Source organism: Umezawaea tangerina (assembly GCF_003002815.1).
GTDB lineage: Bacteria > Actinomycetota > Actinomycetes > Mycobacteriales > Pseudonocardiaceae > Umezawaea > Umezawaea tangerina.
Genome location: NZ_PVTF01000009.1, coordinates 48,721 through 66,421, shown reverse-complemented (window position 1 = coordinate 66,421; position 17,701 = coordinate 48,721). Strand labels below are relative to the sequence as shown.

At 70.6% G+C, this 17,701-nt stretch carries 11 protein-coding genes; 7 read left to right on the top strand and 4 right to left on the bottom strand.

Translation table 11 applies throughout. The features are described from left to right. The first annotated feature begins 18 nt into the window (after positions 1–18). On the top strand, positions 19–810 hold the full coding sequence (locus CLV43_RS28440; RefSeq protein ID WP_106190750.1) for an enoyl-CoA hydratase-related protein: 792 nt from the start codon (positions 19–21) through the stop codon (positions 808–810). A gap of 78 nt (positions 811–888) precedes the next feature. Further along, positions 889–1,794, top strand: a complete 906-nt coding sequence (locus CLV43_RS28435) for an oxygenase MpaB family protein (RefSeq protein WP_106190748.1) — start codon at positions 889–891, stop codon at positions 1,792–1,794. Here CLV43_RS28435 and CLV43_RS28430 read toward each other — a convergent pair. Beyond that, positions 1,785–3,611 (bottom strand): AMP-dependent synthetase/ligase, encoded by a 1,827-nt coding sequence (locus tag CLV43_RS28430; protein WP_106190747.1) that lies wholly within the window; start codon positions 3,609–3,611, stop codon positions 1,785–1,787. The genes CLV43_RS28435 and CLV43_RS28430 overlap by 10 nt on opposite strands. Before the next feature lie 634 nt (positions 3,612–4,245). On the opposite strand from CLV43_RS28430, the gene CLV43_RS28425 reads away from it, so the two are divergent. Genes CLV43_RS28425 through CLV43_RS28415 form a run of 3 tightly spaced genes read left to right on the top strand, consistent with a single transcriptional unit; the run spans position 4,246 to position 9,883 of the window. Continuing rightward, positions 4,246–5,211: a P-loop NTPase family protein gene (locus CLV43_RS28425; protein WP_106190745.1), complete on the top strand. Its 966-nt coding sequence runs from the start codon at positions 4,246–4,248 to the stop codon at positions 5,209–5,211. Next, positions 5,208–7,454: a hypothetical protein gene (locus CLV43_RS28420; RefSeq protein WP_106190744.1), complete on the top strand. Its 2,247-nt coding sequence runs from the start codon at positions 5,208–5,210 to the stop codon at positions 7,452–7,454. The genes CLV43_RS28425 and CLV43_RS28420 overlap by 4 nt, the downstream gene beginning before the upstream one ends. After that, positions 7,451–9,883: a KAP family P-loop NTPase fold protein gene (locus CLV43_RS28415; protein WP_106190742.1), complete on the top strand. Its 2,433-nt coding sequence runs from the start codon at positions 7,451–7,453 to the stop codon at positions 9,881–9,883. The genes CLV43_RS28420 and CLV43_RS28415 overlap by 4 nt, the downstream gene beginning before the upstream one ends. Here the strand turns inward: CLV43_RS28415 and CLV43_RS28410 are convergent. The 3 genes from CLV43_RS28410 to fxsA all read right to left on the bottom strand — a co-directional run bounded on the left by CLV43_RS28410 (position 9,880) and on the right by fxsA (position 14,921). After that, positions 9,880–10,890, bottom strand: a complete 1,011-nt coding sequence (locus tag CLV43_RS28410; protein ID WP_106190740.1) for a hypothetical protein — start codon at positions 10,888–10,890, stop codon at positions 9,880–9,882. The two genes, CLV43_RS28415 and CLV43_RS28410, sit on opposite strands and share 4 nt — an antisense overlap. A gap of 15 nt (positions 10,891–10,905) precedes the next feature. Further along, on the bottom strand, positions 10,906–14,646 hold the full coding sequence (gene fxsT / locus CLV43_RS28405; RefSeq protein ID WP_106190739.1) for an FxSxx-COOH system tetratricopeptide repeat protein: 3,741 nt from the start codon (positions 14,644–14,646) through the stop codon (positions 10,906–10,908). Positions 14,647–14,753: 107 nt separating this feature from the next. Then, complete coding sequence (gene fxsA / locus CLV43_RS47960; RefSeq protein ID WP_106190737.1) at positions 14,754–14,921, bottom strand: FxSxx-COOH cyclophane-containing RiPP peptide; 168 nt, start codon at positions 14,919–14,921, stop codon at positions 14,754–14,756. A 262-nt stretch (positions 14,922–15,183) separates the two neighbouring features. Here fxsA and CLV43_RS28395 point away from each other — a divergent pair, with 262 nt between their 5' ends. Together CLV43_RS28395 and CLV43_RS28390 are read left to right on the top strand one after the other, a co-directional pair. Then, complete coding sequence (locus tag CLV43_RS28395) at positions 15,184–16,332, top strand: FxsB family cyclophane-forming radical SAM/SPASM peptide maturase (RefSeq protein ID WP_245887061.1); 1,149 nt, start codon at positions 15,184–15,186, stop codon at positions 16,330–16,332. Then, positions 16,329–17,645, top strand: a complete 1,317-nt coding sequence (locus tag CLV43_RS28390) for an aKG-HExxH-type peptide beta-hydroxylase (protein WP_170156054.1) — start codon at positions 16,329–16,331, stop codon at positions 17,643–17,645. Before CLV43_RS28395 ends, CLV43_RS28390 begins: the two co-directional genes overlap by 4 nt. Positions 17,646–17,701: the final 56 nt, after the last annotated feature.

The following is a 17,701-nucleotide window of genomic DNA, read 5'->3' as shown; positions in this document are numbered from 1 at the left end:
ATCAAACATATTCGGGGTATGTCCCCGCGTGAGGGCATCGCCGTCGAGGTCGATGCCGACGTCTGCACGATCACCTTCGACCGCCCCCACGCCCGCAACGCGTTGACCGGCCCGATGTTCGAGGCCTACTGCGCGGCGCTGGTCGAGGCCGACGCCGATCCCGCCGTGCGCGCGGTCGTGGTCACCGGCCGGGGCGACTGGTTCTGCACGGGCGCGGCCCCGGAGGCGTTGGGCGCCCTGCTCGACCCGGCGGCCCGCCAGACCGCGACCGCCGCCGCCGTGCACCCGCCGGACCTGCCGTTGAGGCTGCGTAAGCCGCTGATCGCCGCGGTGAACGGCGGGGCCGCCGGGCTCGGCCTGGTGCAGGCGCTGAACGCCGACGTCCGCTTCCTGGCCGCCGAGGCCCGGCTGGCGACCTCGTTCAGCAGGCTCGGCCTGGTCGCCGAGTACGGCAGCGCCTGGCTGCTGCCCCGGCTCGTCGGCCGGGCGACGGCGCTGGACCTGCTGCTGTCCGGCCGCAAGGTCGACGCCGGCGAGGCGCTCAGGATCGGCCTGGTGCAACGGGTCCTGCCCCGCGCGGAGGTGCTCCCCGCGGCGGTGGCCTACGCCCGCGACCTCGCCACGTCCTGCTCGCCCGCCGCCATGGCCACCATCAAGGCCCAGGTGTGGGCGGCGGCCGACAGCGGGTCGGACGAGGCGTTCGCCGAGTCGGTGCGGCTCATGGTCGAGTCGTTCGGCCGCCCCGACTTCACCGAGGGCGTGCTGGCCTCGCGCGACCGCAGGACGCCGAAGTTCCCTCCGCTCGGCTAGCCGGAGGAGTCCGATGGAGCTCAGCGCTTTCCCTTCGTACACGGGCGATCCGCGCCAGGTGGTCGAGGGCGGGCTGTCGTGACCCGCCGCCGCTACGACGTGCTGCGCCGGATCGAGTCGTTGGACCCGGTCGCCGACCACCAGGAGATCCAGCGCCTCTCGGTGGGGTACGAGTTCCCGTGGGACTACCGGCGCGCGCTGGAGTTCGCGCTGTTCCGCACCTACTGCGTGCCGTCGATCTCCGCGCTGCTCGACGCGACCGGCGAGTTCGCCGCCCGGCCGCAGCGCCGCTACGACGACACCTCGCTGCTGATGGCCGAGCTCGTGGAGCACGGCTACGACTCGCCGCGCGGCCGCGAGGCGCTGCGGGTGGTCAACCGGGCGCACGGCCGGTACCGGATCACCAACGGCGACATGCTGTACGTGCTCACGACGTTCGTCTACGACCCGATCGACTGGATCGACGACTACGGCTGGCGGCCGCTGTCGGAGAACGAGCGCCTGGCGTCGTTCCACTTCTACCGCAACGTCGGCAAGCGCATGGGCATCACCGCTATCCCGGAGACCAGCGCCGAGCTGCGCCAGTACAAAGTGGACTACGAGCGGGACAACTTCCGCTACAGCGAGACCAACCGGCGGATCGGTGAGTACACCCGCGAGCTGTTCTGCTCCTGGTACCCGGCGCCGCTGCGGCCGGTGGTCCGCCGCACCGTGCACGCGCTCGTCGACCCGGCCATGACCGCCGCCTTCGGCTTCCCCGTGATGCCCGCGTGGGAGACCCGTGCCGGGCGGGCGGCGTTGCGCGCCCGCGGCGAGGTCGTCCGGCTGCTGCCGCCGCGCCGCCGTTCACGGCTCTCCGCCGACCCGCGCAACCGCACGTATCCGGGCTACCCCAACGGGTACCGGCCCGCCGACCTCGGCGCGCCACCACCGGTGGGACTCGACCCGACGTGGCTCGCGTCCGGTCGGGACGGTCAGCGGTAGAGGTCCTCGATGGCGGGGGCGAACCGGTCGGTGATCACCCGCCTGCGGACCTTCAGCGTCGGGGTCAGCTCGCCGCTGTCCACCGTCCACGGGCGGGGCAGCACGACGAACTTCTTGACCTGCTCGGGGCGGGACAGCTTCTCGTTCGCGGCGGCGACCGCGCGGTCGATCTCGGCCAGCACCAGGGGATCGGCCGCCAGTGCCTCGGGACTGGTGTCGGTCACGCCGTGCGCCCGTGCCCACGCGGGTGCGGCCTCCTCGTCGAGCACGACCAGCGCCGTGACGTAGGGGCGGCGGTCGCCGATCGCCGCGGCGCCACCGACGAGCGGGTGGGCGCGCAGCAGGCTCTCGATCCGCGCGGGCGGGATGTTCTTGCCCGCGGACGTGATGATGAGGTCCTTCTTGCGGTCGGTGATGGTGAGGAACCCGTCGGCGTCCCACACTCCGATGTCACCAGTGGGCAGCCACCCGTCGGCGTCGGTGACCGGCGCGACGGAGCCGTCGGCCTGGAGGTAGCCGAGGCAGTTCAGCCCGCCGCGCACCAGGATCTCGCCGTCGTCGGCGAGCTTGACCTCCATGCCGATGTTCGGTTTGCCCACCGACCCCGGCCGGAAGTGCTCCTCGGTGTTGAGCGTCGCCGTGCCGGTCGTCTCGGTCATGCCCCAGACCTCCAGCACCCGCACGCCCAGCCCACCGAGGTAGCGCAGGACCTCGTACGGGATCGGCGCGGCACCGCTGCCCGCCCAGCCCAGGTTGTCCAGCCCGAGCGCCGCGCGCACCGGCTTCAGCACCGCCGCGTCCGCCTGCTCCACCCGGCGCGCCAGCTCCTCGGGAACGGGTTCGCCCGCGGCGACCAGGTCGTAGGCCTCCAGCCCCACGGCGTGGGCCGCGGCGAACCCGGCGCGCCGGTCCTCCGGCATCGCCCCGGTCATGCCCTGCACGCCCGCGACCAGCTTCTCCCACACCCGCGGGACGCCGAAGAACGATACCGGCCGGACCGAGACCAGCGCGGGCACCAGCTTCGCCGGGTCGGGGCAGATCGTCACGTGCCCGGCCCGGTAGACCGGGATGTAGATGCCCAGCACGCGCTCGGCCACGTGCGCCAACGGCAGGTAGGACACGGTCGCCGCGTGCTCGGGCGACTCCACCAGCACCGACACCGACGCGGCCTGGTGGATCGCGTTGCGGTGGCTGATCACCACGCCCTTCGGGTCACCGGTCGTGCCCGACGTGTACAGCAGCGTGACCGGCTGCTCTGGCGTGATCTCCCGCCAGCGCTTCCCGAACTCCTCGGGCTCGGCCTCGTGCGCCTGACGACCCGCCTCGACCACCTCGCGCGCCGACCGGATGCGGGGGTCGTCCGCGGGCACGGCGTCCTCGTCGAGGACCAGCACGACCTTCAGATCGGGCAGGTCGTCCAGCACCGGCCGCCACCGCGCCAGCTGCTCGGCCCCCTCCAGCACCACCACCGGCGCCTTGCTGTGCCTGCCGAGGAACCCCACCTGGTCCGAGCTCAACGTGTCGTAGGCCGAGCACGGCACCGCCCCCAGGTGCACCGCCGCCAGGTCCGCCACCCAGTGCTCCGGCCGCGCCGACATCATGATGATCATCCGATCACCACCCGCCAACCCCACCGCCCCGAGCCCCCGCGCCCACGCCGCGACCTCGTCCCGCACCCCCAGCCACGTCAACGGCGGCTCGTCGGAACCGAACAGCCCCAGCGCGGGCAGATCGCCGAACTCGGTGGCGTTGCGGTGCAGCAACAGGGGAATGGTCAGCTCCGCAGCGGCCTTCATGCGGTCTTCGCCGGCGCTCATGGTCGTCCTTTGCGTCGTCGCGCGGGTAACCGGACCGGCACGGCCCCGCAACGCGAACGACCACCGTGTCGTGCGTCCAGACTGTAGGAGAACCACCGCGATTTGTGAAGACACCCCACACGTCCTGGCAGCTAGTCGCCCCTGGGGAGGGGGAATCCCGGTTAACTTTTCGCCGGCTCGGCGCAGGTGGGGCGCAGTGGTGTGCCGCTTGCGTTCCCGGAGTTCGGGACCACAGGGCGCGGTGACGGGTCAGTGCCGGCGTCGGCCGCACTCGCTGTCGCCGAACAGGTCGGGATTTCGGCGCGACGGCGGGAACCGCAATTCTGCGTTGTCCCGTCGGGGACGGTGTTCCGCCGCTGGGAAACGCATGGCGGAAAACGGTTTCACGCTCTCCACCGGTCCGGAGTGCGCGAGGGGAGTGCATTCCGCCGTCCCGCCGCGTTCTGGTGGCGACCGCCTGGAATAACGCGCGGCAAGCCTTGTCCACCGGCGATTCCCCTGGTTTTGGGCCGATTCGGGGGATTGACGGCCGGCGATTGGTTGGCTGTGCTGAACGGAGCGATCGCAAGCCGTAACGGTATGGCTGCCGCGGGCGAAGAACTCCCGTGGAAGTCGATCCGGAGGCGGGGCGTTGATGACCGGTGCAGAGGTTCCGACCTCCGATCAGCCCGCGGTCAACCCGTTCCTGCTCCCGGCCTCCGGCGGGGCGCCGCTGCGGCCCCTGTGTCCGTGGGACGAGCCTTCGGACGCCGACTACTACGTGGACATCAACCACACCGGTGAGGCGTTCACCCAGTTCCAGGAGCAGATGGGCGAGCTGGCGAGCCTGCGGGGCGACGGTCGCTTCGTGCTGGTCACCGGCGAGAGCACCTGCGGGAAGACGTCCTTGATCAACCGCTGCGCCGCGTGGCTGCGGGACCGCCTCGGCGTCGCCCTCCTGCGCACCCTGATCGTCGACCTCACCCGCGAAGGCGCCACCGCGGCGCAGAGTGTGCACGAGCGCATGACCGTCATCTGCAGGCGTCTGCTGGACGAACTCGGCCAGGAGCGCGTGCCGGACGCGTCGGTCATCACCGAACTGGCCGAGCGCTGCGAGAGACCGGACCTGTTCTACCCCTACCTGGCCAACAACATCCCCGACGACGTGCGGTTGGTGATCCTGCTTCCGCCGACCGACGAACTCATCGAGGAACTGGTCCGCTACGCGACACTGGCCCGGCGCAAGATGGTCATCTTCGCGGAGTCGGCGTACCTCAACCAGGGGCAGGTGAACGACCTCGTCGCCGGTCGCGGCAACCGAGACTCGACGATCGTGCTCGGCGTGGGCCAGTTGCGCGAAGGCGACGTGCGGCGGTTCGTCCGCGACCGCCTGGAAAGGCATTCGGACTCCGGCGAGTACCCGTGGATGGACGACGAGACGATTGAGAAGGTCGCGGTGCCGCTGCGGTCGATCGGTACGGTGCAGCGCATTCTCTACGAGGTCTACGAGGACCGGCGTCGCAGCGGGCTGACGTATTCGCGCGGGGACGTCGTCACCTACCAGGACATCACGGAGTTCGTGTACGAGAAGCACCAACGACGGCTGGGGGTGAGTCGATGAGCTCGCCCGACTTCCGGGAAAACCCCTTCTCCATGAAAGCCGCCGCGCGGTACAAGGACCGCGAACCGATCACCATCGAGACCACGGCTTTCCGCAAGGCGTTCGCCCAGTTGAGCAGGTACTTGGCGGCCCGGCCGTCGGTCCCCGCTGAGAACGGCCGCAACGGCAAGGTGGTGGCGATCGTCGGGGACTACGGCGCGGGCAAGACCCACCTGGGCGTCGAGCTGCAGTTGCGGGCGGAGACCATCCTGCGGGACAAGACCCAGTCGGTGTACGTCGAGGCGAACGCGGACGGCTTCCTCGGCATCTACCTGGAGTTCATCGGGCGGCTGGGGCTGCCCGGAGTCCGTTCGCGCGTGGAGGACTACTACGCCGACATCGTCGCGGACAAGCTGCACGAGGCGGACTTCGGTGCCGATCTGGTGCGGAGGGTCCGTGCCAAGGAAGACGACGCGGCTACCGCCGTCGCGAACTTCGGGCTGGTGGAGAGCACGCTCCTGATCCAGGCGCAGGACGAGCTGAAGTCCGCCTGCGAGCACACCGGATTCGGCATCGCGCTGCCGTTGCTGCTGCGGAAGGGGTTCGACGAGGCGGTGTGGAGCTGGCTGTGCGGCGCGCCGCCGGGCGAGTCCCTGCGCGATCGCGGCATCCACGCGGTGATCGACAACGAGGTGTCCGCGATGGAGGCCCTTGGCGCTTTCGCCCTGCTCTACGGCCGCAAGCAGCGCAAGTTCGTGCTGGTGGTCGACGAGCTGGAGAAGACCCTGCCGACCGGGGACGCGCGCCAGGACCAGGTGATGAACGCGCTCCGCAAGCTGTTCGAGACCATCGGCGCGGCGGACGCCATGCTCGTGCTGATCGGCCTACCGGAGTTCCTGCAGTCGCTCACCAGAGCCGTGCGGGACCGGTTGGCCGAGGAGATCGGCATGTCGGCGTTGGTGCCGACGGACGTCGCGGACTTCATCATGACCGCGCAGGCGCTGCGCTTCGGGGACCGCAGGCTCGCGCCGTTCACCGCGGAGAGCGTCCAGCAACTGGTCGCCGTCACCGCGGGCAACCCGCGCAAGATCAGGAGGCACTGCCACCAGCTCTACGACGAGATCGGCGGGGAGGGCCGCGCGATCACCGCGGAATCGGTGATCGACCTGGTGCGCGGGCAGACGCAGCGCAGCGGCAGCATCGAGGTGCGGGCCGCCGTGCAGCAGGTGGTCGAGGACATCGGCCTCGACTTCCGCACGCAGACCTACCGCCGGGCGGACTCCGAGGTCGAGCACGACTTCATCATGACCGTGGACGGCCGCAAGTGCGCCGTGCTCACGACCTCGTCGATCCTCGTCGAGCAGGACATCGGCGAGGTGGAGCGCAGAGCCCGCCGGATCCGCTCGGAACTGGGCTTCGCCGAGCTCGTGGTGGTCGTCAACGGCCTGCTCAAGGAGGACGTCGCCCAGACGTTCCGGGACCAGTTGGTCACCGAGCCGCTGGTCTTCGTCGCGGACAACTTCGTCGACGAGCTCAAGACGAGGCTGACCGCGGTGGTCGGCCGCATCCGCGAGTCGGTCGCGGGTGAACCGTGGACACCCGCGTACCGGATGCTCCAGCAGCTCGACAGCCAGATGTTCACCCTCTACGGCCACGTGGGCGCCGTTCAGGACGGCCTCACGTCGGTCGACCACCGGGTCGGCCAGATGCAGCGGTTCATGGCCGTCGAACTCCGGGAGATGCTCCGTGCGCCGGCGGCGGATGCGGAAGGGCAGGCTGTCGCGCTGCCCGCCCGAGTCGAACGGCGGTTCCGCGCGATCCTCGAACTGCTGGAGCCGATGGCGGACCTCGCGGGTCTCGTGCGCGGCGCGTTCGCCGCCGATGCGAACGCCGGTGGCGGGGACTCGAGGTTGGTGACTTGGCTCCGCGACCACCGCGACCAACGTCCGGTGATCACGGCGGTGGTGGTGTTCGAGGTGGTGCGCGTGTTCCACGACGAGGTGCTGGCGTGGTACAGCCAGCAGCCCGCCGAGCGCGGTCTCAGCCGGCTCGAGGAGCTGTGCCGGAGCTTCGACTCCTGCATCGAGTACTTGCCGTTGCCCACGCAGGGCCAGTTGCTGGTCGACGCCCCGAACCCCCGCGTGCAGGACGGGGGGTGGCGGAATCCTGGCCTTGACCAGATGATCAGGAACCTGGCCGAGAACGTCGCGAGGGAACTTGAGGAGGCGGTACGGGAGGACTCCGACCTCGAGGACGGATCGTGACCGCGTCCGGCCCACCCCCGCGGAACCCGTTCCTGCTACCGGGATCGGGCGCGACACCGCTGGCACCGCTGTGCCCGTGGAAGGTCCCTGCGCACCGGGACCACTACGTCCCCATCGGCGACTCCGCCGTCCAGCACGCCAAGTTCACCAAGTGGCTGGCCTCCAAGGTGGAGGGTGGTCTGGTGCTCGTCGCGGGCGGGTCGGGTACGGGGAAGACCGCGGTGCTCAACGCCTGTGTGCGCCTCCTGGTGGAGGAGCCGGTCCGGCCCGGCGCGACCGTGCACGTCGTCGACCTGTCGTCGGCGTTGCGCAGCGTGTCGATGACGGTCAGCCAGCGGCGGACCGCGGTGTGCTGGGAGATCTTGGACGTTGTCCGACGGGAGAAGCTGGTCGCCGACGACGTGCTCGCCTCGCTCGAAGCGATCGTCGCGAAGCCGGACCACTTTCACGTCGCGCTCTCCTCGGCGCTGACCGGACCCGCACTGGTCCTCGCGGTCCTCCTGCCCCCGGTCGAGGACCTGGTCGCCGAAGCCGTCGGGTACGCGGAGTCCGCGCACCCGTGGATCTTCTTCTTCACCGAGTCCGCGTACCTGGCCGGGGAGCAGCTCAACACCGTGGACCGTTTGGGGGCCTCCACCGTCGTGCTGGAGACGCGTGAGCTCGGGCCGGGCGACCTGCGGACGTTCGTCAGCTCCAGGTTGGACCACCCGGTGGAGCCAGGTGCCTTCCCGAAGATCAACGACAGCACCGTCACCAGGCTGTCGACGACGTTCAAGACCATCGGCCAGGCGCAGGGGCGGTTGTACCGGATCTACGAGAACCGGTTGCGCAAGGCGGACAGGTACGGCAACGAGGACTGGGTCACGTTCGACGACGTGATGTCCGACGACGGCGCCCAGTTGATCGAGCCGCTCCCGCCGCCGGTCGAGGCACCCGCCCACGTCAGGTGGCTCACCGACGTGCCCACGAAGGAGGACCTGTTCCGACGTGAGGCCCTCGCCACCGTGCTGTCCCAACGGCTGCGGGAGACCAGGGACACCGAGCCGGACACCTCGCTGCTGATGCATGTGGACGGGGCGTGGGGCTCCGGGAAGAGCACGCTCCTCGAACTGCTGGCGGCCAAGTTGACCACCGACGGCTTCACGGTCGTCAGGTTCGACGCGTGGCAGCAGTCCAGGCTGTCGGTGCCGTGGTGGTCGCTGCTGACCGGTCTGCGGCTCGCGGTGCTCAAGCAGCGGACGTGGACACGCCCCTGGTTGCACGTGTGTGAGGCGTTGGCACGCGCTCGGCACTCCGGCGCCCCGTTCGCTGTCGCCCTTGTTGTCTTGTCGCTGTTGTCGGCAGGGGCGTGGTTCGGCGTCTCCCGGCTGCTGGGCACGGGCGTGGCCGCTCCCGACGCGGTCAAGGTCATCGGGGCGGCCGTGCCCGCCGTGGTGCTGCTGTGGTCGGCTGCCCGGTTGACCAGCAGGGTCCTGATGTGGAGGTCGGCCGGGGGAGCCCGGTTGTTCGAGCAGTCCGACAGCAACCCGGCGGCCAGGATCGTCGGCCACTTCGCCTGGCTGCTGCGCCGGTCGCGCAAGCCCGTCGTGTTCTTCGTCGACGACCTCGACCGCTGCCCCGGCGAGTACGTCGTCGACCTGCTGGACTCTGTGCAGACCCTCGTCCGCGACTACCCCGGTCGCGCCGAGCGCAAGCCCAAAGCGGCTAGCTTCGTCGTCGCCGCGGACGGCGCCTGGCTTCGCTCCGCCTACGCCGCGGCGCACCCGACGGCGGACAGTTCGGCGGGCTCGATCGGCTACCGGTTCGCCGACAAGCTGTTCCAGTTCACGATCCCCATGCCGGGGCTGAGCACGACCGATCGCGAGGTTTTCCTGAGGCACCTGCTGGCCATCGACGCCGCGGAGCCCCGCACGGAGGAGATCGCCGAAGCCAGTTCACGGGTGCGGGCGGCGGCCGGGCACGAGCGCGGCATCCTCCAGGTGATCGACAGCATCTCCGACGCCGGGGTGCGCGACGTCGTGGCGCGCGTCGCCGCGGTGGAGATCTCCAAGGCACCGGCGCGGGCGGACGCCGAGCACGCCCTGGCCAAGTTCGCGTCGCTGCTGAGCGGCAACCCGCGTGAGATCAAGCTCTTCCTGAATACCTACGGCATGCTCCGCGCCATCCGCACCCTGGAGGGCAACACCGTCGAGACCGATGTCCTCGCCCTGTGGAGCATCGTCCGCGTGCGGTGGCCCGCCATAGCGGATCACCTGCAGAGCGTCCCTGAATCGGTGCGCGCGCTGAAGGACCCGCGCTGGTTCGCCGCCGACTTCCCCGAGGACCTGCGCACCGCGATCCACGACGAGCAGTTGCGCACGGTCGTCCTGCACCCGGTCGGCGGCCCTCTGACCCCGATCGCCATCCGCCGCTGCTGCGGCAGCCTCTAGTCCTTGGTGAGCTCCTCACAGCGGTCGGCCAGTGCCGCGAGCCGGATCTCGGTGGCGGATTCCCTGCTCTGGTTGAGGGTCACACCCACCAGGTGCACGCCGACGCCGAGGCGGAGGCTGAAGATCGCGCCGAGTTCCACGTCGAAGACCATCCGCGTCAGCGTGCCGTCCAGAGGGCGGTTCAGGGTGCGGTTGAACGACGCGGCGTGCCGGTTGATGGTCCGGCTGAACTGCTGGTAGAACCGGCGCCGCGCGTGCACCGCCACCTGGGTGAAGAAGGGGCCCAGCAGCGGGTGGTCCAGCTGGTCCGCCCAGGCGACCAGGGTGCCGTCGACACAATACGCCGCGAAGTGCAGGTCGTCCGCCCGCACGGCTTCAGCGCACGCCTCGCGCAGCGCAGCTGCGTGTGCGAACCGCTCGTCCCCGCCCAGGTGCCAGGACCTGGGAACCGGGTGCTCGCCCTCGGGCCACGAAGGAGAAGGCAGCGACTCGAACCCGCCGGGGTTCTGCGACAGCAGGCCGATGCGGTTGCGCAGATCGGTGACCAGTTCGCTCAGCCCCCGGTCGACGACGTCGGAGGCCAGGTACGTCGGCGACGCCTTGTCCTGCAGCACCTCCAACGTGAAGGCGACGAGGTGGACGCTGGGCAGCATCGCGTTGCACACCGTCGTACCGTGCGATGACTCGAGGACCAACCGGATCAGCGCACCGGTCCTCGGCTCGCGCAGCAGCTCGTCGAAGTGCTGCAGGTGCGCGGTGAGCTGGCGTCCTGCCCGGCTGAGCGTGGGCCGGTCGTGCGGTGACAGCGCACCCGAGTCGCCCAGCCGGTCGATCGAGAAGTCGTAGACCCCGTTGCTGTAGTGGGCGAGGTAGTGCAGGTCAGGTGTGGCCTCCAGCATCCGGGCGCAGGTCTCCACCGTCTCGTCGAACTCCACGCCGACGTGCTCGGCCCGGTGCCGGTGCGGCGTCGGGTCGGTGGGGTGGACGTCCTGGTCATCGCGAACCACTCGGCGGCCTTCCTGTCACGTCTGCGGGATGTCGACGTCGATGTCGCGCCAGCCCGTCCTGCCCCCGGAGGCCTCCAGCGCGTTCACCCTGGCCGCCTCGGTGCACGGGTGGTCTCCGCTGAGGTTGTCCAGGCACTGCTCGTACGTCTTGTGCGCCTTCACGGCCGCCGCCGCCACGTCCCCCGCCGCCGCCAGCGCGGCGCAGTGGTCGATCGCGGCGGCCAGCGTCCACGGGTGTGCCGAGCTCAGCCTGTCGTCTAGCGCCCTCCACCCCGCCTCCGCCGCGGTCACCGCGTCGTCGAACCGCCTCGCGGCGCGCAGGCTCTGGCCGAGCGCCGTCCGGCACAGCGCGACGAACGGATGGCTCTCCTTGAAGTTCAGCGACCGGGTGTAGACACGCAGGCAGTCCTGCACCAGCTCCACCGACCTGGTCGGGTTGCTCCTCCGTTCGTCGGCCGCGAGGCTCAGTTGGCACGCCACGGTGATGGGGTGGTCGACCCCCCTTGCCTCCTGGTGTCCGCGCAACGCCCTGCTCGTGCGGTCCCTGGCCTGCCGGAGCCTGCCCATCCGGCGGAGCGTGATCGCGTGGTACCAGACGATCCGCAGTTCGAGGTGGTTGTTGGGCACCGGCGCCCCGCGCACGCCGTCGAGCGCGGTGCGCAGCGCGGTCAACGCCTTGTCGTAGTCGCCGATCTCGCGCGCGTACTGGCCGATGTTGCACAGCGACCACCAGGTCATCGTGTCGTCGGCCCCGACGAGCCGGAGAAGCCTGCGGTGGTTGCCCTCCTCGTATTCCAGCGCTTTGACCTGGTCCCCGGCCAGGTACATCGCGAGTGCGAAGTTGTTCGCGGCGTTGCGGGTGCTCGGGTGGTCGGCGCCCAGTTCGTCGCGGAACCTCCGGAAGGTGGTGTCGTCCTCGGTGAGCGCGTCCGCGAAGTGCCCGAGCCCGCGCAGGTCCGCCGCGCGGCCCCTGGCGGTGACGAGTGTCCGCGGGTGGGTCACGCTCAACGAGCGGCGCTGCACCCGCAGCACGGCCATGTCCAGCTCCAGGGCCACCTGGTGCTGGCCCAGTGCGCGGTGGAGGTTCGCGAGCTGGTTGACCAGCCGCGCCCACAGGGTGTCCGTCTCGCGGTCGAACCGCGCTTCCCACTGCTCGACCAGTGCGGCGATCTGCGGGCGCACCGCCCGCCACGCGGCCGCGTGGCCGTCGGTGTAGTAGAACCTGGCCTGGTTCACCAGCCACCGCCGCACGCCGTCGTTGTCGCTGTCGAGCGCGCCGGAAGAGCCGATGTGCCGCTCCAGCTCCCGGAACCGCCCATGGCGGTCGGGGAGCTTCTCGTTGTCCTCGTTCGGTGCGTAGGCGGCCAGGCACACCAGTGCCTGCGCCCGCCTCCTGGCGGGCTCGCCGTCCGTCATCAGCGCTCGCAGGCGCAATTGCACGGACCGGTGCATCCGGAGCACCGGCCGCGCGCTCCAGTCCACTTGGAACAGCCCGCACCTGGTGCCGTTCCAAAGGATGCGGTCCAGTTCGAGCGAGTCCTTGCGCAGTGCGTCGCCGTCGGGGTTGCCGTCGGCGACCAGCTGGTTGGTCAGGGCGCGGATGCGGAGCAGCCGCAGGTCGACGCCGGTCGGCGACAAGAACGAGCAGAGTTCGGCCAGGCGGATGGCCATCCTGCCGTTGGAGGTCGACATCAGCGTTTCGAGCACGAAGTGCACTACGCGGTTCACGGCGCCCGCGCCCGCGTCCCCCTCGTCGGTGGTGGCGAGGAAGTGCTCGACGGCCTCCCGCACCGCCTCGGACTCGGCCGCGCCCAGCGCCTTCCGCCTGCGGACGTGTTCGGCGAGCCACCGCCCCGCCACCTCCGCCGCGAGTGGCAGCCCGTCGACCGCGGCGGCGATCCGCAAGGTGTCCTCGGTGTCGAGTTGCGGTGCGAACCACTTCACGATCAGCGAGGCGTCCGGCGGTGGGCGCAGCTCGATCCCCGGAGCGGTGGCCACCGTGGTGGTCATCAGCGTATGGCCCGCGCCCGAGGTCGGCAGGAGGTCCGCGACGGCTTCCGGGTCCACGTCGTCGTAGATCAGCAGCCAGCGGTCGAACCGGGTGCCAGTCGTGTCGATGTCCAGCGCGTTCTGCGCGGCCGTGCGGCCGAGTTCGCGCTTGTGCAGGTTGCCCGCCAGGTCGGTGAGGGACGCCAGCACCGACTGGCGGTCGTGCGCGGGAATCCACCACACGACGTCGTAGTCCGCAGCGAACCGGTAGGCGTACTCGGCCACCAGGGCGCTCTTGCCGACGCCGCGCATACCGCTGATGGTGAGCGGAGCGCCGCGACCCGACCCCTGCTCCAGGAGGGTGTCGCGCAGGTTCTCGACGTCCTTGTCCCGACCGATCAGCATCGCCGGGCGCTGCGGGCGTCCGACCAGGGTGGGGCCGTCCGCCGGGAACCGGCTGCGCGGTGGGACGACCACCTCCTGCCGGATCAGTCCGAAGTGCGCCAGCAGCCTCTTGACCGCCACCTCTTCGCCGAGCGCGTCCACGGCGATGACCGCGGTGACCCGTGGTAGTTCGACGCTGTGCCCCGGTGGCAACAACTGCACAACATCCGCCGGGTGCTCACGGCCGCGGAGGGCCCGCACCGCCCGGCCGAACGGTTTGGCGTTCGTCTCCCCACCGGTGACGACGACCAGTTCGGGTGGGTTCTCGTCGGCGATCCACTCGTGTCCGGAGCGCAACGCGGTCACCTCGACCCCCGCGCCGATGAGCCGGTCGCGCAGCCATTCGGCCCACAACCGCACCTCGGGCGCATAGGCGATCCCGATGCGGTCCGCCGCTTCCTGGGTCGACAGGCCGAATCCGCGCCGGTAGCGCGCGCGGATCACGTCCGGTACTGGTGTCGGTCTGATCGGGTTCCCTCCCGCGACCTCGTCGGCGAGTTGTTGGTAGGCCTCCGTGAGCACCAAGGGCTGATCCGGATCCTCCGCGAGCACGGCGATCATCGGGTCGAACATCACGCCGTAGGGGTAGTACGGGATCTCGACTATCCGCGGTGTCGTGGTGGTGCCTAGTCGCGGCTCGGCGAGCATGGTCCCGAAGGCGTCTTGGATCGCCTTCTGGCTCTGGTCGGCCTTCAACGGGTACCGGCGGTCGAACATGGTCACGACCGGCACGATCGCGAGGTGGGTCGGTGCGAGCGTGCGGATCATCTTGGCCAGCGTCGCGGAATCCTGGATCGCCTGGTGGCTCGACCTGAAGCACATGACGGTCGTGTCGCACAGAGCCGCCACGGACCTGGCCAGGGTCTCGTCGGTGCCCGGCGGGGCGTCGATGAGGACGTGGTCGTACCCGCTCGTTCTCAACTGCTCCCGGATCTCCAGGTACGCCCTCATGCCCAGCGCGCGGGGCGTGGTTGGCAGCCCGCCGTTCCCGTCCGGGACGCCGACCACGTCGACCCGGCCCCTGCCGCCGGGCATCTCGTGGCGCTCGACTGTGTAGGGCTTGCCCTCGGCACCCGTCATCAGCGTCGTGTACGCGCGGATCAGCGCTTCGCCCGCGTCCGCCGTCCCGATGTGGTACGGCCTGAGGTACTCGTGGACCGAGGTCGCCTCGGCGCTCCAGTCGACGACCAGGACTCGGCGGCCTGCGGCGCCGAGCAGCCAGGCGACGTTGGCGACGCCGCTGGTGCGGCCGCTACCGCTGCCCGCGGCGAGGAAGGCGACGACTTCGGTGCGGGGCTTGGCCGGATCGAGTGGAGCGTTCATCACTACCTCGAATCGCCGTAGCCCGCCCGATGATTACGGGACTCGCGGAGATTCCACGATATCGGACCAATGGCCCCCTCCGAATCGTCCGGAAAGGCGACTGTTCTTCACAGGCGGTTCTGGAACGCGGCGAAGTAGTCCGGCGGTTCGAGGCGTTCGTCGAGTGCTCGCCGCAAAGATGCGGCCAACACCGTTCCCGGTATCGCTGCGAGCGCGTCGAGGTCGAAACGGGCAACGTCGAGGAGATCGGACTCCACGTTTTCCTCGTTGTCCATGCCGACCTTTCTTGAGCGTTCTCGGCCGGGACCCGTGTCCCGACCGCTGTGCGATCGGGACATCGTAGTCATGGAACCGGCCCGCTCGGCCCCTGGTTCGCACTTTGTCGAACCGATCAGCAGATCGGGTGGCTGTGGGCGTGCCCCCGAAGGTCGCGGGGAAGGTCGTCCACCAGGATTGTGACACCGCGGACGCCACGGGCGATCTTCCGTATGTGGTCCAGGTGTGGTGGAGAACGGGGAGAGAGTGGGATCAGCAGTGGTGAGGGCGCCCCTGTCGTTGCGGCAGTTCATCCTCAAGGTGCACGGCAGGTGCAACCTGGCCTGCGACTACTGCTACGTCTACACGATGGCCGACCAGCGGTGGAGGACACGGCCGAGGGCGATGTCCCGCGTGGTGGTCGACAGCGCCGCGCGCCGCATCGCCGACCACGTCCGCGCGCACGGGATCCCTTCGGTGGAGCTGGTCCTGCACGGTGGTGAGCCGCTGCTCGCGGGGCCGGAGATGATCTCCTACTGCGTCGGGGCGGTGCGCGGGGCGGTGGGGGACGACGCGGTCGTCCAGGTGTCCCTGCAGACCAACGGCACGCTGCTCGACCGCCCGTTCCTGGCGTTGCTGCACGACCTCGGCGTGCGGGTCAGCCTGAGCCTGGACGGCGGTCGGGAGGCGCACGACCGCCACCGCCGTGGTCACGACGGTCGCGGGACGTACGACCGGATCGCCGCGCGGCTGGAGGAGCTGGAGGGCGACGAGTTCCGCGCGGTGTTCGCCGGTTTCCTGTGCACTGTGGACATTCGCAACGACCCGATCGACGTCTACGAGAGCCTGGTGGGATTCCGGCCGCCCGCGGTCGATTTCCTGTTGCCCCATGGGAATTGGCTGGAACCGCCGCCGGGGCGCGATCGCGGTGCGGTGGAAACGCCTTACGCGGAGTGGTTGATCGCCATTTTTGACCGGTGGTACGGAGCGCCGGTCCGGGAGACCGGGGTGCGGGTCTTCGACGAGATGATCAACGTGGCGCTCGGTGGCCGGTCGGGAGTGGAGGGAGTCGGGCTCAGCCCGGCCAGGATGATCGTGGTGGAGACCGACGGGTCGATCGAGGACTCCGACATGTTGGCCTCGACGTTCGAGGGGGCCGCGGCGACCGGGCTGCACGTCCACCGCGACCCGTTCGACGCCGCCCTGCGGCTGCCCGCCGTCGCGGAACGCCAGCTCGGTGCCGCCGGACTGCCGTCGGAGTGCCGCGGGTGCCCGGTGCGGCGGGTGTGCGGGGGCGGGCTGCCGGTGCACCGGTACGACCGCGACGGGTTCGACCACCCGTCGGTGTACTGCAAGGACCTCTTCGCGCTCGTCGGGCACGTGCGCACGCGCCTGGTCACCGACCTCACCCGGTTGAGGAGGTCGTCGTGACGGCGAGCCCGTACCGCGTCCCCCGTCGCCTGCTGGACGACCTGGCGGTCGGCGGTGGCGGTCCCGAGGCGGCGAAGCTGCTGGTGGACGTCCGGCGCAGTCGCACGTCGCAGCTCATCGGCGACCTGGTGGCCGAGACGCGGGCGACCGGCCATCCCGACGCGGACGTCGCCGCCGCCGCGGGGCGCGAGCTGACGAGGATCGCGCGGCTCGCCCCGGAGGCGGTGGACGGGGTGCTCGCCCACCCGTCGGTGGGCGCGTGGGCGCGCCAGGAGTCGCTGCTGCTGCGCCGACCGGGAGGGGGCGCGCTCGCCCGACCCGCGACCCTGGCCACGGTGGTGGTGGCCGCCGCCGTGCACGCCGGTGTGGACGCGGCGGTTCCGGTCGCGGACCAACGCGGTGGTGACTTCCCGCTGCCCTCCCTGGGGGTGGCGCACCTGCCACCGACCGGTGGTGAGGTGGAGGTGGTCGCGGGTGGCGGTGGGACTTCGCTGCGCCGTGGCGGCGGTGAGGTTTTCGTGCCCGAGGACCCCCACCAGGACGTGCCGGGGTGGCGCGGCCTTCGGCGGATCGACCTCGGCGCGGTGGGGTTCCTGCTCGACCCGTGGGCGCACGTCCACCTGCCCGCTGAGCTGCGGGCCGGCGCCGACGCCGCCTGGCCGCTCGATGTCGAGCAGTGGTGCGACCGCCTCGCGGGAGGGTGGGCCGTGCTGACCGAACGGCATCCCGAGGTGGCGGCCGAGGTGGCGGCCGCGGTGGGCGTGCTGACGCCGTTGGGTGCCGCGGGCGGTCCGACCAGCGTGACCCTGGCCGACGGGTTCGGGTGCGTGTTCCTGTCGTTGCCGGTCGACGACCGGGCGGCGGCGGAGACCCTGGCGCACGAGCTGCAGCACGCCAAGCTGACCGTGGTGCTGGACCTGTTCCCCCTGGTCGCCTCCGATCCCGGCAGGCTCTTCTACGCGCCGTGGCGCGATGACGCCCGGCCGCTGTTGGGAGTCCTGCACGGCACCTATGCCCACCTGGGCGTGACGGCCTTCTGGCGGCGTGAGCGCGGCCTGCCGGGTGACCGGGCGGAGGTCGAGTTCATCAGGTGGCGGATCGCCACGCTGTCCGCGGCCGGGACGTTGCTCGCCGAAGCCGATCTCACGCCGATGGGGCGGTTCTTCGTCGAGCGCATCGCGGAGACGTTGCGCGGTTGGGGGACCGATGAGGTCTCGGCGGACGCGGTGGCCGCGGCGGAAGCTATGTCCAGGGAGCACCGGGCGACGTGGCTGGCGGCCAACGCCGGGGTCGCCACGGGTTCGCACGCCTGACGCGGAGGCGGTCGAGGGGTTACGGCGGGTGGTGGGGGTCGGTATGCTGGGTGGTG

What these genes read in the sequence shown, in the direction of transcription:
- CLV43_RS28425 (WP_106190745.1), top strand. Translation starts at nt 4,246, where the DNA reads ATGACCGGTGCAGAGGTTCCGACCTCCGATCAGCCCGCGGTCAACCCG.
- CLV43_RS28430 (WP_106190747.1), bottom strand. Translation starts at nt 3,611, where the DNA reads ATGAGCGCCGGCGAAGACCGCATGAAGGCCGCTGCGGAGCTGACCATT.
- fxsT (WP_106190739.1), bottom strand. Translation starts at nt 14,646, where the DNA reads ATGAACGCTCCACTCGATCCGGCCAAGCCCCGCACCGAAGTCGTCGCC.
- CLV43_RS28440 (WP_106190750.1), top strand. Translation starts at nt 19, where the DNA reads ATGTCCCCGCGTGAGGGCATCGCCGTCGAGGTCGATGCCGACGTCTGC.
- CLV43_RS28420 (WP_106190744.1), top strand. Translation starts at nt 5,208, where the DNA reads ATGAGCTCGCCCGACTTCCGGGAAAACCCCTTCTCCATGAAAGCCGCC.
- fxsA (WP_106190737.1), bottom strand. Translation starts at nt 14,921, where the DNA reads ATGGACAACGAGGAAAACGTGGAGTCCGATCTCCTCGACGTTGCCCGT.